The following is a 16,241-nucleotide window of genomic DNA, read 5'->3' as shown; positions in this document are numbered from 1 at the left end:
GGTTATCATTAACCAACTTATTCGGTTTGCCGCAAGGGAACACAATGTCTGAAAATCAATTCAAAATAAAAACCATGAGTCTAGATGAGTTGGCTATCGCAGTAGAGTGGGCCGCTCAAGAAGGTTGGAATCCGGGCTTAGAAGATGTTCAGAATTATTATCTGGCTGATCCTAATGGGTTGTTAATTGGTTATCTTGGTGAAAAACCTATCGCGACAATCTCAGTAGTGAAATATGATAATAGTTTTGGGTTTTTAGGTTTTTATATCGTAAAACCGGAGTATCGTGGGCAAGGTTATGGCATGCAAATATGGCGTGCAGGGCTTGAATATCTGAAAGGCTGTAATGTTGGGTTAGACGGTGTACTGGCACAGCAGGAAAATTACAAAAAATCCGGATTTAAGTTGGCGTATAGCAATATCCGCTTTGCTGGAGTCGGTGGGGGAGAGCCGGATACAACACAGCCGATTGTTAAGCTCAGCCATTTGTCATGGTCAGATATTGAAACTTACAGCGAACCATTCTTTCCTGTGAGCCGCTCTAATTTTTTAAAGCATTGGATTGCGCAACCACAGAGTAACGCGCTGGCGATTATGGACAATGGGTTGATCAGCGGGTATGGCGTGATCCGCCCATGCCGTTCAGGTTATAAAATTGGACCTTTGTATGCAGATTCTCCGGAACAGGCTGAAGCCTTATTCATCGCGCTAAAAGCAAAAGTTGAGGGAACTAAACCTGTATTTTTAGATATACCAGATACCAATCTGGCTGCGTTAGAGTTAGCGGCAAAGCACAATATGAAAGCAGAGTTTGAAACGGCAAGAATGTATACGGGGGATTGTCCGAATATTGACTTGCGACGCACTTATGGTGTCACGTCTTTTGAGGTGGGGTAGGGTTAACCCCAAGTCGTTATTTTAAAGTAAGCCAGTTAAACTGACTTACTTTCCGTACGTAACGTGTGAACGTTATACCGCAACTAGGTTACCGCGTCCGCCCATCATTTCACATAACATTAAGTCAGTTTGAGCAATACCAATGTATTTACTTTCGCGTAGAAATAAGAATTTACCTCTATTATCATAGCAATAGACTTTATAAACGGTAGCAGAAGTCGATGCTTCTTGAGTTAACGGTTGAGCTGGTTGAGCTGGTTGAGCTGGTTGTGCAACAGCGGCATTAGTCACTAAAACAGCGGCTGCACCAAAGATCATTGAGCTAAGTTTCATTTTTATTCCTTTTAAATTTTATCAATAAAATTATCTTGCAAATCACAAAGTGAAACTGTCCTTTTACAATGTACCCATTATGGTCACATTTATTTAGCATAAAAGCAAGTAAATCATATAGCTACTATTTGTATCGTCGCAGATTGAGAAAATTTACTGATCCGCAGTTGAGGTTATTTAATACATCACGACTGTTTAAGTTTGTGGTGTTCTAAAAAGCCTGCGTTTTTTTGTTAATCATTGAATGATTTTAATATTGAAAAGACGCTTAGCGAACTTCTTAAAAAGTTTAACCAATTTGGCGTAGGTGAAGTAAAAAATGAAATTTTATTTTTATCTAACCTATTGAAGTTAATAATAATAATAGCTGTTTGTTAGTCTTGGTTTAATTTTTATAAAGTCCTTTCTTGGCGAAATGATTTTTAATGTACTAACATTTTTGGCACTAAATATTTAACGGATTAAATAGGTTTAGTGATATGTCATTATTCAGAAAGGAAGCTGTTTCCCATCAAAGCGAACGTTTATCGGGTGAAATTACTCTAGCTCAACCATTATCTATTAAACTCACAGTGGTAATTTTAGTTTCTATTGCTGTGGTAATCGTCTCTTTTTTATTTACTGCCGAGTACTCCAGAAAAGAAACTGTCCGTGGATTTTTAATGCCAAGTAAAGGAGTGATTAAGAGTTTTTCCACTCAAGGTGGGACGATTGAACGCTTATTAGTTAAAGAAGGCGATGTTGTTAATAAAGGTCAGACTTTAGCAATCATGGTCATTCACCAAAATAGCTCAGACGGATTAAGCTTAAGTGGAAAGTTACAGAAAAAGTTAACCTCAAAATTAGTATTGCTTGACGAAGAAATAAACCAATATCGGACGATCCAAGTCAAAGAGTATCAAAACTTAGACAATAAAATAGGCGCGTTAAATAACGAAAAAATAGCGTTAGAAAAGCAATTGGTACTTGCAAATGAAAAGCTAAACCTGTTATTAGAACGGCAAAATGATGTTGAAAAGTTAAGCAGTGGCGGATTTATTTCAACATTTGAAAAAGAAAATCAACGACAAGCTTTGCTAGAAGCAAAGCAAGAAAAACAAAATATTACTCGTTTACTTCTTCAGCAAGGCAATCAAATTGCGCAAGTTGCCTTTGATAAAGCGAACTTACCTCAGCAATATTCACTTCGCACTAATAGTTTACAGCGTGAAAAAGCGGATATAGAAAATCAACTAGCGCAAGTACACAACAACCATAGCTATATTATAACTGCAAGTCATTCTGGCATTGTTACGGGTATTCAAGTTGTTGAAGGCGAAACACTCTCTCCTTCAAAAGCACAATCTAAACCGTTATTACATATACTGCCTGAAGGCTCAGAATTAATCGCAGAATTATTATTACCGACTCGAAGCGCTGGCTTTATTGCTAAAGGCCAAATATCACGCTTACGTTTTGATGCATTCCCCTATCAACGTTTTGGTTTTATTGAAAGTGAGATTACTCGTATAGACCGAGCACTTATTGTCCCAAATGAAGTACAACTGCCAATCACATTGCAAGAACCTGTTTATCGTCTACGTGCAAAATTAACTAAACAGAAAATAAAAGCTTATGGTCAAGCATTTGAATTAAAAAGCGGGATGTTGTTCGAAGCAGACATTATGTTAGAGCAACGCACTTTGATTGAGTGGTTGCTAGAACCAATCTATAGCCTAAAAGGCAGAGTAGGCTGACAAACAATTTAAAATTCTGAATCCAATTCAGAATCTATAAATTTTCTAGCAAGGCAATTCTAAAACCGCGTTGTTAGAAAATAACGGCGGCTGACTTTAGTCAACTTTAGCGAGAACAACTAAAGCCAGCCTAATTAACCGCTAACAAAAGTTAGCAAATTAATTTCTCGGCAAGTATAGCCGAAATAAAAGGAAAATACATTATGCGTGAATTAAACGTATGTGAAATTGAGGAAGTAAATGGTGGGCTGAGCCCAAGTGCAGGTGGTTCATTGCAGTTAGGGTTAATGGGCGCAGCCCTTGCAATAGGTTCAGGTGGAATTGCAGTATTTGCTTTTGCTGCAGCAATTATTTGCTATAGCTTAGAGTAATAACTTCAGACTAAGGCGCATATGCGCCTTAGTAAGGAAAAATACCCGATGAAAATAAAGTCAGCATTTGGAAAAATATCAAAAATAAATAGCAAGAATATGCTTTTAACAGATTGGAAACCTATAAAAGCAATACTTATAGAAGACATAGATGGAACCTACGTTACACCTCCAGAACACAGCTTGTTAGGTGAAAGTATATTCAAGAGCTATAAAAAAAGCATGTGTAAGATTTTTTTATATTTGATTTCAGTGTTACTTCTTACTGTAATTCTTTGGTCTTCCATTTTTTACAGTGCATTAGAGTCTACGGTGATTCTAGGGCTCGGTTGTGTCGTTTTTCTTGTTGGCTTGGATTTTTATCAAGCAACGAGAGTTTTGAGTAATACATGCAATAGGGCTAGGTTTTTTTATAGTGTGATTTACGATTCAAAATTAATTGCAATAAAATTCACAGTAATATCTACGGCTGTGTACTTTTTTCAGTTGTTTATGCAAAGTAGATCTGGTTTTAATGGGTTGGAGAATCTTATTTTGCTTTTTGGAACTTATTACCCTGAAATATCAATGGAAACATGTTGGAGATTTCTAATTGGACCTCTAATTCACCTTGATTTTTTCCATTGGGTGACAAACACTTGTCTGGCGACTCTATTTATTAGTGTGGTGTTCCACTTGTCCAAGAAAATATGTTTTATATTGTTTTTTTTTGGTGCGATCTTAAGTCATGTAGGCGCTTACTTCTTATCTTTCTACAATACTAACCATATAGATGCTGTTGCAGGAATGTCAGGAGGTGTTTATGCATTAATGACTTTTTCATTATTTACAATGATGAAAGTTAAGAAAAATCGTTCAATAGCACTATCAATTTTATCAATTATGGTTATCTCTACATTTGGCTCATTATTATCAAAATATGAAGTAAACTATTTTGCCCATGTGATAGGTGCACTGGTAGGTGGTATGGCGTTTATTTACATACTTTTCGAAAACAAGAAACCCTATGAATAAATTAAACTTCTCAATCAACAAATCTGTACCTATTTTATTGCAATCTGAAATTGCAGAATGTGGTCTCGCCTCTTTGGCTATGGTCGCTAATTATCATGGGCATAAGTTGGATATGGCAGCAATGAGAAAGCGCTATTCTGCCAACTTAAAAGGGATGAGTCTGCAGCAAGTAATTGAAGTGGGTGATAGTTTGGGCTTAGCGAGTCGTGCATTACAGTGCCCTCTTGATGAAGTTCATAAGTTGCAAACGCCTTGTATTTTGCATTGGGATATGAATCATTTTGTTGTATTAACCAAAGTTTCGGGTAAAGGAAGCGGTGCAAAGTTTTCAATCAATGACCCAGCGGTGGGTAAACGCACTTTAACAACTGAAGAGTTTAGCAAACACTTTACTGGGGTTTGTTTAGAGCTTACTCCCACCAGTAAATTTGAAGTGAAAGAAGAAAAGGCTCAAATGAAGTTCACCCAATTGTGGTCTTCTATGTCAGGTTTAAAATCAGGGTTGGTAAAGCTAATAGGCCTTTCTTTGGTACTTCAACTATTTGCCTTAATGACACCTTACTACATGCAATGGGTAGTAGATGAAGTCTTAATTAGTTTTGATCAGCCTTTGCTTACAGTGCTAGCGATTGGCTTTGCCTTGATAGCTATTATTTCAGTTATCACGAATGCGGTTCGAAGTTGGTTAATATTACGTCTTTCTAGTTTGCTAAATATGCAAATGGGTGTAAATCTACTTAGGCATTTATTGCGTTTACCCATGTGTTACTTTGAATCGCGTCATGTAGGCGATATTGTTTCGCGTTTTGGGTCATTAGCGCAAATACGTGAGCGTATAACAACCGGTTTTGTTGAAACACTAGTTGACGGCGTGATGGCAATTACGGTACTAGTGATGATGGCACTTTATTCTTTAAAACTGACAGCAGTGGTGCTTGCTGCAATTGCACTTTATACCTTAGTGCGATTAGCGTTATATCGTTCCCTGCATCAAGCAACTGAAGAAATGATCCAAGCATCAGCCAAAGAGCAATCTAATTTTTTAGAAAATATTCGCGGTATGCAAACCATTAAATTGTTTGGTAACGAATCGCAGCGCCAAGGGATTTGGCAAAATCGCTATGCAGAAGTGATTAATAGTGAAATACGTTTAGGTCGATTAAATATCAGTTTCGATTCTTTTAATAAGCTACTGTTTGGCTTAGAAAATGTTTTGGTGATTTATTTTGCTGCAGTTATGGTCATGGCGAATAGTTTAACGGTAGGTATGGTACTGGCTTTTATTGCTTATAAAGGACAACTTACCACTCGTTTTGCCAATTTAATTGAACAAATAATTCAATTTAAAATGATGCGTCTACATCTTGACCGTATTTCAGATATCGCGCTTACTGAGCAAGAGGCGAATCGTGAGGGAGCAGCAACCTACTTAGCCAATGAAAGCCCACAGGAAGGAGATACACCTAAAGGTCAGCTTACTTTAGAGAACATCTGTTTTAGCTACAGTGAAGAACATACGCCGATTTTGAATAACGTAAACCTTGTTCTAAATGCGGGTGACGCTATCGCGATTACCGGAGCATCCGGCGCGGGTAAAACTACATTAATGAAAATTATGCTCGGGTTATTACAACCAACATCAGGCAAGGTGTTACTTGATGGCAAAGATATTACCCAACTTGGCTTGAAAAACTATCGAAAACAAATTGCAGCAGTAATGCAGGACGATACCTTATTAGCTGGTTCTATTGCAGATAACATTAGCTTTTTTGATCCACAACCCAACTACCTGCAAATAGAGCAATGCGCTCATTTAGCCGTAATTCATGATGATATTGCCAACATGACTATGGGATATAATTCACTCGTTGGTGACATGGGAGCAAATTTATCTGGTGGTCAAGTACAACGATTGTTACTGGCTCGTGCCTTGTACCAATCACCTTGTATACTGTTTATGGATGAAGCGACAAGTCATCTTGATAAAGATAACGAAGCAAAGATCAGTGAACAGGTCCAGCATTTGTCAATTACTCGTATTATGATCGCCCACCGTCAAGAAACTATTAATATGGCTGAGCAGGTGTATCATTTAGAAGGTGGCAATCTGGTTAGGTTATCCGGCCAACAGCGCAAATCGCAAATTAGTCAGCCCGAGTTAGCATAGCTCAACTGCGAAAGGCAGATGCATCTTGAGATATAAAGATAGGAATAAATAAGAAAGTAGAGTTTACTTATTCCTTTTACGAGTTAAATAACCTCAGCTGAGGTTAAATAGTTGAAATCGAACCTCGACCATTAAAAATCTCTAAACAAAACATTAAATTAGCATCAGCAAGTTCCAAATCATGGGATGTTCGATTGAAAATTGTACGTCCGGTTTCTCTGTCTGTACAAACGACTCGGTAAGTGTAATAACCTTTAGCTGGGGTTAGGTATGATGCAGCTTCTTGTTGAGCGGTTGCTGGTGAGCTCATACCGACATAGTCAGAGCGCCAATAGCGCTGAATACGATTAGTTTTAAGTTCATGCTTATTTCTTTAATAACTTTTTATCTTATTTAGGTGATTGCTATTAAACAATAAAGCTAACCTTATTTAATTGGTTAGCTTTTCAGTGAAAGGATTATCTTGAAACTGGTAGAAGTATGGGTATTAGACCTGCATTACTACAGATGCTCATTTGTTTATGAGCATAGTCCCTGTTTTGATAGTCTCTTCTAAAAACTTCTTCCCCATTTCGCCAATTTAGACACACTACGGTGTAGGTTTGAGTAGTTTGATTTGCTATCTGAGCTACAGCATTTTGATTTGCAATTGCTGCTTGAGTAAATGATGCTACCAAAATCGCGCTTGCGCCGATGAGTAATGTAGATAGTTTCATTGCTTTCCTTAGAGTTACTTTTTCATTTTAAATTATTGTTATTTGTGGTTTACCGAGTTTCTGTTAGCGTCTGCCTTTAGCTACTGTTGCCGTGCCGCCCATAAAGTCTTCACATATAGTGACCTCAACACCAACCCACTCATAATCGTATACTGTGACTTTGCTGCTATAGCGACCTGTATGACAAATCACGTCCCAAAAATCTTGCTTGCCGTCTGCTTGCTGTGTGGTTGGTGAACTCGCGGTCGCGGTTGTTGCGATAGACGCAGTAAGAAGCGCACTAGCGCTGATTAGTAGTGTAGATAATTTCATAATAATTCCTTGCAAAACATTTGGTTAAAATTAAATAGTGTTATTGGCGTTTTTGTCCGCTCCTTGTTGGGGGAACCGTTTATTTAAAAGAGTGGACATTGCGGTATGGTTGCCCTGTGCTCTCAGGGCAACTGAGTACTATCTTTGAGTGAATTGGTTATACCATCCGTTACCACCCATTAGATCGTTGCAAGTCATTGCACTAATCTGTGCTGAAGATTCATCAGTGTAAACTTCTCGATAAATCAAACGATGAGTGTTCTTGTCAAGACAGATTGCCTCATAATATGTTTGCCCCGATACCGGGTTTTTCACAGGCCCATAACTTGCTGAAGCTGTGCCTGCTAATAATGAGGCAGTAAGAAGCGCGCTTGCGCCGATGAGTAATGTAGATAGTTTCATTATTATTCCTTTTAAAACTTATAGTTAAAATTATTATTAATGTATGACAGCTCATTCCTTAAATGATGTCCCTTATATCTTTACATGTATTTTTTTCATTTTTCAATAACAACTTGATTGCATTCGGTTAATTTTTCTGTCTTCTTTTTATTCGTCACTTGTCAGAGGAACAGTGCAGTCATGTTACTTATTTAATCTCAACGTGTTTAAAGGCGAAAGGCATTAGGGTATGATTGCTAAAACTTTAATTGCAAATGGTTCTCATAATCAATGACGTTAGATGAACTAGAAAAAAATACCACGGCTAAAATCAAATCAATTGAACACCCTGATGTGGCGTTACTTAGCCGAGTTATGGCTCTTGGCCTTATTCCTGGCGAATCAGTTCAAGTCATTAACTTAGCGCCGTTGGGCTGTCCAATACAGATTAAAGTAGGTGATACCTTTATTAGTGTTCGCAAAGCGGATGCTAAGTTCATTGAGGTAGAAGTGTGAGTAAGGATAAAGCAATGAAAATCGCCTTAGTCGGTAACCCAAATTGCGGAAAAACAACATTATTTAACCGCTTAACGGGTTCAAAGCAGAAAGTGGGTAATTGGCCTGGTGTAACTGTAGAAAAGAAGCAGGGCTATTTTATTCTGGGTGATCAAAATGTTGAGCTTATCGACCTACCGGGTTTGTATAGCTTAGAACAGATCGAACCGAGTCAAGACGAGCAAATTGCATGCGATTATCTGAAGCAGAACGATGCCGATGTGATCATTAATATTGTTGATGCTGGCAATTTACAACGTAATTTAGTGTTAACTACCCAGCTTAAAGAACTAGGAAAACCGATCCTAGTCGTTGCCAACATGATGGATGTCGCTAGCCAACGTGGTCGAGATATCGATTTGGTTAGGCTATCTGAACAGCTTGGGTTAGCCGTTGTGCCATTTAACGGCGCGAGTGGTTTCGGATTGAAAACCTTGCTTGAGACGTTACAACACGTAGTTAGACAACCAGTTCAAAAAGCGCAAGTAACTGATTTAGAGCCACAAGATAATCATACTAAAGCGATTGAGCGTCATCGCCATGTGAAAAAGCTTACTGAAGGCGTGAGTACTATTACACCTATGCGTGCAGATACGACAGAAGTGCTCGATAAGATCGTGCTGAATCGTTGGCTTGGTGTACCCATCTTCCTGTTTATGATGTACTTGATGTTCACTATTGCGGTGAATGTGGGTGCTGTATTTATCGATTTTTTTGATATTGCTGTTGGCGCATTACTTATCGATGGTATGAAAGTTTTGCTAGCGAACATAGGTGCGCCTCAATGGGTTGGGGTCTTACTTGCTGATGGCTTTGGTGCTGGTATTCAATTGGTTGCGACGTTTATTCCTGTTATTGCGGTATTGTACTTATGTTTGTCAATACTTGAAGACAGTGGATATTTATCTAGAGCTGCATTCGTAATCGATAGATTAATGTCGTCTATAGGATTGCCGGGTAATGCGTTTGTTCCTCTAATTGTTGGTTTTGGTTGCAATGTGCCAGCAGTCATGGCCGCAAGAACGATGGGAAGAGAATCCGATCGCCTTCTCACCATTATTATGGCGCCGTTCATGTCATGTGGTGCTCGGTTAACTGTTTACGCTTTGTTTGCTGCCGCGTTTTTCCCAAGCAATGGTGCAAACATTGTTTTTGCTTTGTACTTACTGGGAATACTGGTTGCAGTTGGTTCTGGTTTTTTGTTTAGAAAACGGGTTTTCAAAACTGAAAAGCTACCTTCTTTCACAGAAATGCCAGCGTACCATATGCCGATTTGGAGAAATATCTTTATTACCACATGGCAGAGACTAAGCAGCTTCATCATGCGTGCGGGCAAAACGATTGTGATGGTTGTTATTTTGCTTAGTGCGTTAAATTCAATTGGCCTAGATGGCTCATTGGGTAATGAAAATACAGAGAAGTCTTTGCTGGCTAAAACCGCACAAACGGTGACACCGGTTTTTGCCCCAATTGGGTTAAATGAAGAAAACTGGCCTGCGACAGTCGGTGTAGTCACGGGTATGTTTGCCAAAGAAGCGATTGTAGGTACGTTGGATGCGCTTTATGTTGGCGAACAAGCGGCTACTGAAACATTTTCTCTTATGGCTGCACTACAAGAAGCACTGCAATCGATCGCTGACAATAGTCGAGATTTACTGACTAAGCTTGGTGACCCTCTCGGACTGAGTGAACTTGAGGGGGGCAGTGAGAATGGTGCTGAGTTATTGACGGCCATGGCTGCACAGTTTAATGGCCAAATCGGAGCGTTTGCTTATCTGGTATTTATTTTGCTCTACACGCCTTGTGTGGCGGTGTTAGGGGCTATAAAGCGAGAATCTGGTGGTCGTTGGATGTGGTTAGTCGTTGGTTGGACAACCTCTATTGCTTACATGATGGCGACAATTGTTTATCAAGCCAGTCAACTAGTTGTAAACCCTTTAACAGCGTCATTATGGATTTTGGCAATGCTAGTGATCGGCTTGTTATGGTGGATGGGATTATCTCGGTTAGGTGATAAACTCAGCCAGCCACCAACTTACCAAATTCATTTGAGTTAAGTATCTGGATAGCTGAGCCTATTTTGACTCTACTTTTGAAAGAAGACATATAACCTTTTCAAAAAGGTGAAAGAGCCGATAGCAGCACTATCGGCTCTTGTTGCTCCGGGCAGGGAGCATTTTTTAAGTCGTCCTGTGTTAGCTAGAAGCGACTTAAACTTAAATAGAACACCACGAATACATAATATTTTCCTAGTTATTATAGGCTATATTCCGAGCTTGCTCCGATTCTAATCAATACAGTTCGGTATCATCTTTTCTTTTCTGGGATCAGACTTTCCAAAACTAAGTTTAAGCCCACCATTTTTAACGCGATTAGCGGCACCTTTTATCTGTCAAATTGATCAGATATTAATGTGAATTGGGATTATTCAATGCAATAGGTATAAATCAATAAATCGTGATGGATAATATTTAAGATTGCAGAAAAACAATTGGACAGTTTAAAAAGTGTTAGCCATTCAGTGGTTTTTAGAAAAGTGGTAGTAAGCTTCAAGCCAGCACGACTGGATCTAGATTCTTTAAACTAGAGAAACTAAGAAATGAATCAAGTGCGCTGCATCTATGACAGCGCACCTATGAGACTGTAAACGTTACAAACTTTTCTTCGGTGGCATCACGACATTTGAAAAAATAAGCCCTGCAACCAATGACATAAAAATTAAAAAGGTTTGCTGACCTATATGATCTGCGTATACAAAGCTTTGTCCTTCGATCAGCGAGTTTAACCCGATGTAGGTTTTTGAGCCAGGGACTAGTACGATCAATCCTTGCATAGCAACAATTGATGCAGGAGCATTTACGATGCGGTTGAATATATTACTAAAAACACCAACTGCAAATGCACCTATAAATGTGCCAATGGCATAATCAAAATACACTGCAGCAGTAATACTGCTTGCGTAAGCAATAAAACCTGAAGCCAAAGACCAGCTTGCATGTTTTAGTTTTGTTCTAAAAATGGTAACTAGGCTCGTACATAACAACAGAATCGCCAACCAGGCTGTCCATCTTGGTAAGGGCTCCGGCTGTACAAAGTCGACTTGTCCAAACAACCCAAAACCAATGCTTATACCTAAAAAAGCACCAAAGTACAGCTTGAACAGCAGCATGATAGAATCCATTACCCTCGCGGTACCGGAAACTAAATGTCTAGCAGAAAGCTCCGCAAAACCAAGCGCTAACGCCAAGCCTGGAATAAAGACAATTATCGCGGATAGGACAACGAGACGAATGTTGACCTGAGGGTCAATATAGACAGAAATCGCACAAGCGGCGATGGCCGATACGATAGCCACAAGCGGTTCAAGCATGTGAGTCACACGCTTTGAAATACTCGCCCATAGAACAAACAAAAACACGAATATAGACAACAGTGATGACCACAACACATCATTCCAACTCGTCCCCATTAACATCGCAAACGCACCACCAGAAATGGCAAATGAGATACCTGTCATAAACTTGCTATAAGGCGGTTTTGCATTAAGAATAGTGTCAAGGCATTGCTCGGCTTCTTTTAAGCCTAATTCTCCCGATAACACTTTAGTAGCTACATCATCGGTATCCGCCAATGAGCCTAAATCGTGATCACCGGGATCAACACGAGCTACGTGGGTGTACTCTTCCTCATGTCCTTCGGTCCAAATTACGAAGGTAACAGAGGTGGGAGACATTACAAAAGAGGACTTCAGCCCTAGGTGTGTGGCGACTTCCATTAAATGAGCTTCAAGACGATAAGCGGGCGTGCCATATTTGTGCAGCATTTTGCCAAGCTTGACGATAAAACGGCGCTTGTCCGTAAAGGTTGCGTTGTTCAATGCAAAAGAACCTTAATAATTCAGGTAGTACGTTAAAGTTAATAGGACGTTTTTGGTGATACTGCCAGTAATGGTTAACACAAACTACGTGTTAAAAGGATTAGATCTGCAACGTAAGTTACTTTGTTAACAAACGCCGTAGCTGCAAAACTGGCTAAGGGTAAACACGACGCGAATTTTAGCCAATTTATTTTTAAAGTCTATAACTTGAGTGAGAAATAATTGCGTTTTTCGTAGTGATTTTTGATCCGCGTCATAGAGCAGAGTTAATTAATACTATGTACTTAGTTTTAGATATAAAGTTGTACATCGACAACGGTTCTTGTTGTTGCTGCATGTCCAGTTAATAAGTCTTTTAGAGTTTGGCAAATTCGTTTACTGAATTCATCCGTATCAAAGACAATTGCTGGGATTGATGAAGTACGCGCTGTTGTATTAAACGTGACGATTTGAGAGTCGGGATTCTCCAGTAAAGATAACTGCCGTTGAAGCATTTCAGACGTTGCTTCAGACTCACATATCACTACCGTGTTGTCAGCTAAAAGGTGTTGCAAACCTGCAAATAATGTTTCAAAGCTAGAATAATCGCTTTCACTCACTATGGTGACAGTATGTTGCTGGCCATCTGCTTGGTTGATAGGTGAATGAAGACCCCGGAGCCGTTCTTGAGTATTAGAGTCATTTTGAGTTTTGCAGACGAGAATAAACTGTTGGTATCCGAGTTTTAAGAAATATTCGACACTGAGATGAGTTGACTTACTATAATCAGGAACGACACTAGAAGCCTTGCTATATGGCACTTCACGCATCACAGTTATAATGGATATACCAAAGTTAACTAGTTGGTCCAGCCACTCACGACTCAGCTCTGGGTGAGGAATGATAATTAATGCTGATAAGTTGTATTCTCTAAGTTGAGTCATAAGAAGACGTTGTTTTTCAGTGCTGTCGGCACAGCAAAACAGTAACGTCAAACCCTCAGCTTGCAGCTCATCCTGTAACTTATTCACCAGCTCTAACGTGATAGGATCATCTAGGTGTTGCACAACCATGGCAACCAATCCTGCTTTTTTCCCTCTCAGCGCTGCGGCATCACGGTTATAAACATATCCTAACTCGTCGATGGCTTTTAATACTCTTGCTTTACGTGCTTCGCTTACTTTGTCGCTTTGTTGTAACACTAAGGAAACGGTGGATTTGGATACTTCCGCAGCTTTTGCAACATCATGAATAGTTATTTTTTTATTAAGCGAAGCAGTCTGCATAATTCTGAATAATTGAGATGAGTAATAAATCATTTTATAACATTATGATAAGTTCTTAAAAGTCCGTTTGGCTGCACATTTGCGTCAATTCATTATATGATTGCTGAATTGTCATTAAGATATAGGAACGTCTTGTGAAGTTATTTAAATATCTGTTTGTATCTTTAGTTATTTACTCAGGAAATGTTGTCGCAAGCGATAACCTTACTGGATATCAAGTCCCTTCGGATGCTTTGGCTGATTTGGTTGACGCTCCATTGGTCCCTGCAAGTCAAGTAAGTGCTAACGGCAAATGGCTCGCAATGTTAGAAAGAAAAAGGGTCGTTTCTCTTAAAAAGCTGACAGAGCCAGAGCAGGCACTTGCCGGTATTAAGTTCAACCCGCAAACGTTTATGCGTAATGCAAGAAGCACTTTTAGTTCATTGCAATTTAAGCATGTAGATACCGGTGCGTTGGTTGAAGTAACTGGGCTGCCTGAGGGAGACATACGTTCACCAAGCTGGAGCCCGGATAGCCGATATGCCGCATTTGTGTTAGAGCAAGCGGATAAAGCGACGCTTTGGACATTTGATATAGAAAAGCGGGAGTTAAAACAAGTATCGGATAAAGCCCTAAATGGTGTATTGACGTCAACACCTTATCAGTGGCTGTACGATAGTACTGCACTTATTGCTAACCTTGCGGTTAATCATGATAAGACACTGAGTAAAGACAAAAATACTGACGCTTTGGTTCCTGTAATTCAACAAACCAAAGGAGTAAAAGCCGGCAATAGAACCTATCAAAACTTACTGTCTAACCCGCAAGATGAGTTAGCGTTTAAGTTTTACGCTGAGGGTCAGCTGGTTAAATTCAACTTAAACGCCAACATGCAAAAGATTGGTAACCCCACCTTCTTAAAGCACTTTTCTGTTTCACCAGATTCAACCAACCTACTGGTTGGTATGATTAATACGCCATTTTCTTATCAAGTTCCATACCACCGTTTTCCTGCGGTGTGGCAGGTTTGGGGCATGCGTGGATTTCCTCTATATGAAGTAGTAAGGCAACCGCTTGCTGACTCATTACCATCTGGCTTTGATAGTGTTCGTGAAGGACCAAGGCGTATCCAATGGCGTGCAGATCAAGGCGCGACTCTTATTTGGGCGGAAGCGCAAGACGGTGGAGATATGAAAGTAGAGGTTGAGCACCATGACTATTTGTATACCGTCAGCTCACCATTTAAAAAACAACCTCAATTATTTGCTAAGGTTGAGCGCCGTTTCTCTGCAATTGATTGGGCTGATAATAATCTGGCCGTACTTTATGAGTGGCGTTTTAGCGACAGAAGTGTCAGGGCTTCGATTATCTCCCCGCGCACACCTGACCAAAACCGCATGGTGTTTTCAGAACGCAGTTATAATGATGCGTATAAAGATCCCGGCGATTTTGTTTACCAGAAAAGTGACTTAGGTTCGGAAGTACTGAAATTTGTTGGTGGCCGCTATTTATTTTTAACGGGAGATGGAGCGTCAGATAAAGGTAATGTTCCATTCTTAGATCGTTATGATGTGAAAACCAATACGACAACGCGTATTTGGCAATCTGCCGCACCATATTATGAGCGCGTTCGAGCTATGTTGGATGATGAAGGTTTACGATTTGTCACGTTGCGAGAGTCCAAGCAAGACCAACCAAACTTTTTTGTGCGCAATCTACAGTTTGACTCTTTAGAACAACTGACTCGATTTCCACATCCATACCCAGCTTTTAAAAATGTGGTAAAAGAACAAGTTAAGTATACTCGAGATGATGGTGTCGAGCTGACTGGTAATTTATATTTACCCCAGAACTATGATCCAAGCAAAGGCCGGATCCCAGTGTTAATGTGGGCGTATCCACAGGAATACAAAGACAAAGAAGTTGCTTCTCAGGTGCGTGAATCCCCCTATCAATTTTCTTACTTCGGGTATTGGGGTCCCATGCCATACCTAGCACTTGGCATTGCGGTGTTCGACGATCCTTCTATGCCAATAGTGGGTACGGGTGATGAGCAACCTAATGACACATTTAGAAAGCAACTAGTTGCAAGTGCTAAAGCTGCGGTTGATACTTTGGTTGAAAAAGGCATTGCCGATCCACAAAAGATTGCCATTGCAGGGCATTCATATGGTGCATTTATGGTTGCCAATTTGCTGGCCCATTCAGACCTATTTGCAACCGGTATAGCGAGAAGTGGTGCTTACAATAGAACGTTGACGCCCTTTGGTTTCCAAGGTGAACCGCGCAACTTCTGGGAAGCGCAAGATGTTTATGCGAACATGTCACCGTTTTTCCATGCGGATAAGATCAATGAACCCATGTTGATGATCCACGGTGAAGAAGATCCAAACACCGGAACTTACCCGATGCAATCAAAACGCATGTTTGCCGCGCTTGACGGCTTAGGAAAAACAGCACGTTTGGTAATGTTGCCTGAAGAAGAACATAGTTATAAAGCGCGTGAAAGCATTATGCATGTGCTGTGGGAGCAAGAGCAATGGTTGAGAAAGTACCTACTTCCAGCGCCAGAAGCTGAAAGCGACAGCGAACCACAACAGGTTGAAAACCAAGATACGGTTCAACCTTAAAATACGAAA

At 39.9% G+C, this 16,241-nt stretch carries 14 protein-coding genes; 8 read left to right on the top strand and 6 right to left on the bottom strand.

Annotated elements, in window-relative coordinates:
- The first annotated feature begins 44 nt into the window (after positions 1-44).
- On the top strand, positions 45-896 hold the full coding sequence (locus ACSLBF_RS18460) for a GNAT family N-acetyltransferase (RefSeq protein ID WP_440056865.1): 852 nt from the start codon (positions 45-47) through the stop codon (positions 894-896).
- Between the two features lie 72 nt (positions 897-968).
- Here the strand turns inward: ACSLBF_RS18460 and ACSLBF_RS18455 are convergent, their stop codons facing one another.
- Positions 969-1,229 carry a hypothetical protein gene (locus ACSLBF_RS18455; protein WP_440056864.1) on the bottom strand — a complete coding sequence of 87 codons (261 nt, stop codon included), beginning with the start codon at positions 1,227-1,229 and terminating at the stop codon, positions 969-971.
- Between the two features lie 479 nt (positions 1,230-1,708).
- Here ACSLBF_RS18455 and ACSLBF_RS18450 point away from each other — a divergent pair, with 479 nt between their 5' ends.
- The 4 genes from ACSLBF_RS18450 (at position 1,709) to ACSLBF_RS18435 (ending at position 6,517) form a co-directional block, all read left to right on the top strand.
- Complete coding sequence (locus ACSLBF_RS18450; RefSeq protein WP_440056863.1) at positions 1,709-2,965, top strand: HlyD family secretion protein; 1,257 nt, start codon at positions 1,709-1,711, stop codon at positions 2,963-2,965.
- Positions 2,966-3,168: 203 nt separating this feature from the next.
- Positions 3,169-3,336 (top strand): hypothetical protein, encoded by a 168-nt coding sequence (locus ACSLBF_RS18445; RefSeq protein WP_440056862.1) that lies wholly within the window; start codon positions 3,169-3,171, stop codon positions 3,334-3,336.
- 48 nt (positions 3,337-3,384) lie between these two features.
- Positions 3,385-4,350 carry a rhomboid family intramembrane serine protease gene (locus ACSLBF_RS18440; RefSeq protein ID WP_440056860.1) on the top strand — a complete coding sequence of 322 codons (966 nt, stop codon included), beginning with the start codon at positions 3,385-3,387 and terminating at the stop codon, positions 4,348-4,350.
- Positions 4,343-6,517, top strand: coding sequence for a peptidase domain-containing ABC transporter (locus tag ACSLBF_RS18435; RefSeq protein WP_440056859.1), 2,175 nt, complete (start codon positions 4,343-4,345; stop codon positions 6,515-6,517). The genes ACSLBF_RS18440 and ACSLBF_RS18435 overlap by 8 nt, the downstream gene beginning before the upstream one ends.
- 458 nt (positions 6,518-6,975) lie before the next feature.
- Here the strand turns inward: ACSLBF_RS18435 and ACSLBF_RS18430 are convergent, their stop codons facing one another.
- From ACSLBF_RS18430 to ACSLBF_RS18420, 3 genes are all read right to left on the bottom strand, one after another.
- Positions 6,976-7,233 carry a hypothetical protein gene (locus tag ACSLBF_RS18430; protein ID WP_440056857.1) on the bottom strand — a complete coding sequence of 86 codons (258 nt, stop codon included), beginning with the start codon at positions 7,231-7,233 and terminating at the stop codon, positions 6,976-6,978.
- Between the two features lie 63 nt (positions 7,234-7,296).
- On the bottom strand, positions 7,297-7,545 hold the full coding sequence (locus tag ACSLBF_RS18425; RefSeq protein WP_440056856.1) for a hypothetical protein: 249 nt from the start codon (positions 7,543-7,545) through the stop codon (positions 7,297-7,299).
- 138 nt (positions 7,546-7,683) lie between these two features.
- Positions 7,684-7,947: a hypothetical protein gene (locus ACSLBF_RS18420; RefSeq protein ID WP_440056855.1), complete on the bottom strand. Its 264-nt coding sequence runs from the start codon at positions 7,945-7,947 to the stop codon at positions 7,684-7,686.
- A 270-nt stretch (positions 7,948-8,217) separates the two neighbouring features.
- Between ACSLBF_RS18420 and ACSLBF_RS18415 the strand changes: the two genes are divergently transcribed.
- Together ACSLBF_RS18415 and feoB are read left to right on the top strand one after the other, a co-directional pair.
- Entirely contained in the window at positions 8,218-8,442 is a 225-nt protein-coding gene (locus ACSLBF_RS18415; RefSeq protein ID WP_440056854.1) for a FeoA family protein, read from the top strand.
- Positions 8,443-8,456: 14 nt separating this feature from the next.
- Positions 8,457-10,538, top strand: a complete 2,082-nt coding sequence (gene feoB, locus ACSLBF_RS18410; protein WP_440056853.1) for a ferrous iron transport protein B — start codon at positions 8,457-8,459, stop codon at positions 10,536-10,538.
- A gap of 593 nt (positions 10,539-11,131) precedes the next feature.
- Here feoB and ACSLBF_RS18405 read toward each other — a convergent pair.
- Together ACSLBF_RS18405 and ACSLBF_RS18400 are read right to left on the bottom strand one after the other, a co-directional pair.
- Positions 11,132-12,358, bottom strand: a complete 1,227-nt coding sequence (locus ACSLBF_RS18405) for a threonine/serine ThrE exporter family protein (protein WP_440056852.1) — start codon at positions 12,356-12,358, stop codon at positions 11,132-11,134.
- A 290-nt stretch (positions 12,359-12,648) separates the two neighbouring features.
- Entirely contained in the window at positions 12,649-13,656 is a 1,008-nt protein-coding gene (locus ACSLBF_RS18400; RefSeq protein ID WP_440056851.1) for a LacI family DNA-binding transcriptional regulator, read from the bottom strand.
- A gap of 119 nt (positions 13,657-13,775) precedes the next feature.
- Here ACSLBF_RS18400 and ACSLBF_RS18395 point away from each other — a divergent pair, with 119 nt between their 5' ends.
- Complete coding sequence (locus ACSLBF_RS18395; RefSeq protein ID WP_440057040.1) at positions 13,776-16,232, top strand: prolyl oligopeptidase family serine peptidase; 2,457 nt, start codon at positions 13,776-13,778, stop codon at positions 16,230-16,232.
- Positions 16,233-16,241 lie beyond the last annotated feature (9 nt).

Origin of the sequence: Pseudoalteromonas sp. T1lg65 (genome assembly GCF_051930985.1) — a bacterium.
Lineage (GTDB): Bacteria > Pseudomonadota > Gammaproteobacteria > Enterobacterales > Alteromonadaceae > Pseudoalteromonas.
The sequence above is the reverse complement of the archived record's forward strand: the minus strand, read 5'-3'. Positions and strand labels throughout refer to the sequence as shown.